General features: G+C 70.3%; 4 protein-coding genes. 3 read left to right on the top strand and 1 reads right to left on the bottom strand.

What is annotated here, in order from left to right; genetic code table 11:
• Positions 1–72 precede the first annotated feature (72 nt).
• Positions 73–441: a DUF1844 domain-containing protein gene (locus tag ACTIR_RS0100115; RefSeq protein WP_007027392.1), complete on the bottom strand. Its 369-nt coding sequence runs from the start codon at positions 439–441 to the stop codon at positions 73–75.
• 262 nt (positions 442–703) lie between these two features.
• On the opposite strand from ACTIR_RS0100115, the gene infC reads away from it, so the two are divergent.
• From infC to rplT, 3 genes are all read left to right on the top strand, one after another.
• A complete protein-coding gene (gene infC / locus ACTIR_RS0100110) occupies positions 704–1,282 on the top strand; it encodes a translation initiation factor IF-3 (protein ID WP_083935769.1) in 579 nt (192 codons plus the stop codon).
• 142 nt (positions 1,283–1,424) lie between these two features.
• On the top strand, positions 1,425–1,619 hold the full coding sequence (gene rpmI, locus ACTIR_RS0100105; protein ID WP_007027394.1) for a 50S ribosomal protein L35: 195 nt from the start codon (positions 1,425–1,427) through the stop codon (positions 1,617–1,619).
• Positions 1,620–1,684: 65 nt separating this feature from the next.
• Positions 1,685–2,062: a 50S ribosomal protein L20 gene (gene rplT, locus ACTIR_RS0100100; RefSeq protein ID WP_007027395.1), complete on the top strand. Its 378-nt coding sequence runs from the start codon at positions 1,685–1,687 to the stop codon at positions 2,060–2,062.
• Positions 2,063–2,132: the final 70 nt, after the last annotated feature.

Below are 2,132 nucleotides of genomic sequence, written 5' to 3'. Positions count from 1 at the left end.
CGGCACCGTGCGGCGCGGCGCCGTGCGGCCAACGGACGGTGCGGCGCCGCGCGTGCACGGTCCGGCCTCGGGTCAGTACACGGGGCCGGTGTACTTCTCGCCGGGTCCCTGGCCGGGCGGGTCGGGCACGGCCGAAGCCTCGCGGAACGCCTTCTGCAGGGACTGGAGCCCGTCCCGCAGCGGTCCCGCGTGCAGGCCCAGGTACTCGCCGGAGGCGGTCACCAGGCCCGCCAGGGCGGTGATCAGCCTGCGCGCCTCGTCGAGGTCCCGGTGCGGGCTGGAGTCGGGGTCGGTCTCGGCGAGCCCGAGCCGTTCCGCGCCCGCGGACAGCAGCATCACGGCCGCCCGGCTGATCACCTCGACGCTGGGAATGTCGCGCAGCTCCCGCGAATCGAGCGGAACATCGCCGGGGTCGAAAGCGTTGGATGAGTCGTCTTGCACATCTGGTACGATTCCACGTGCGACCAGCTCCCGGGCAATCGGGGGCCGCAAGTGGAGCCCCGCTCCCACCCGTGTCGCCGTCGAGGCGTCCGGGTCCGGTCACGCGATGCGCAGGCGGCACGGCCGCCACGAGGATCGCGGAGCGCATCCGGCGTCGCCGGATGTTGATCGGATTGAGGGCCCCGCACACGGGTAGCACAGGTACCGGTGCCGGGGCCCGCGGTATGTGGGCACCAGGTCGAGACAGCACAACAACCGACACTTGGACCAAGGAGGCCCCATCAGCTCCGAGACGCGCATCAACGAGCGCATCCGTGTTCCCGAGGTCCGCCTCGTGGGACCGAACGGTGAGCAGGTCGGCATCGTCCGCATCGAGGACGCGCTGCGGCTCGCTCAGGAGGCCGACCTCGATCTCGTCGAGGTCGCCCCGCAGGCACGCCCGCCCGTGGCGAAGCTCATGGACTACGGCAAGTACAAGTACGAGAGTGCCCAGAAGGCCCGTGAGTCCCGCCGCAACCAGCAGGCCACCGTCATCAAGGAACAGAAGCTCCGTCCCAAGATCGACCCGCACGACTACGAGACGAAGAAGGGGCACGTGTCCCGCTTCCTCGAGGGCGGGAACAAGGTCAAGGTGACGATCATGTTCCGTGGTCGTGAGCAGTCCCGGCCGGAGCTGGGATTCCGGCTGTTGGAGCGCCTCGCCGACGACGTGTCCGAGCTGGGCTTCATCGAGTCGTCGCCGAAGCAGGACGGCCGCAACATGATCATGGTGCTGGCGCCGCACAAGAACGCGAAGGCGAAGGCGAAGGCGACGAAGGACTCGGACAAGGCCGAGTCGTGACGTCCGGCCCCCGGTGACGTCCCCGGGGGCCGCCCGACGGGGCGGGCCGTCGTGTCCGCCCGTGGTCGCCGACCCCGTGGTCGCCGACAACGCAGCAGCACACCGGCCACCGGTGTGCTGCCGTCTCTGGAAAGAGGGAACAATGCCGAAGAACAAGTCCCACAGCGGGATGAAGAAGCGCGTCCGCGTGACGGGCAGCGGCAAGCTCCGCCGGGAGCGGGCCGGCCGCAGGCACCTGCTGGAGAAGAAGTCGAGCCGGGTCACCCGCAGGCTCGAAGGCACCACCGAGGTCGCGGACCGGGACGTGCCCCGCGTCAACCGGCTGCTCGGCCGCTGAGCAGGCTCCCCCGCCGTTAAGACACCGGGGCGCCCTCGCGCCCCCCGACCCGACAGGATGGACCCGTGGCACGCGTCAAGCGGGCGGTCAACGCCAAGAAGAAGCGCCGCGAAACACTCGACATGGCCAGCGGCTACCGCGGCCAGCGCTCGCGGCTGTACCGCAAGGCCAAGGAGCAGACGCTCCACTCGTTCCAGTACTCCTACCGGGACCGCCGGGCCCGCAAGGGTGACTTCCGGCAGCTCTGGATCACCCGCATCAACGCGGCGGCCCGGCAGAACGGTCTGACCTACAACCGCTTCATCCAGGGCCTCAAGGCCGCCGAGGTGGAGGTCGACCGCAAGATCCTCGCCGAGCTGGCGGTGAACGACGCCGAGGCGTTCGCCTCCCTCGCCACCGTGGCGAAGGAGAACCTGCCCACCGACGCGAAGAAGTCGGCCTGAGCACGCGGCGACACCGACCCGGGGACGGCCTGTACACGCACAGGACTCCCCGGGTCGTCGCCGCCCGGCG

It is taken from the genome of Saccharomonospora iraqiensis subsp. iraqiensis, assembly GCF_000430445.1.
Lineage (GTDB): Bacteria > Actinomycetota > Actinomycetes > Mycobacteriales > Pseudonocardiaceae > Saccharomonospora > Saccharomonospora iraqiensis.
The sequence above is the reverse complement of the archived record's forward strand: the minus strand, read 5'-3'. Positions and strand labels throughout refer to the sequence as shown.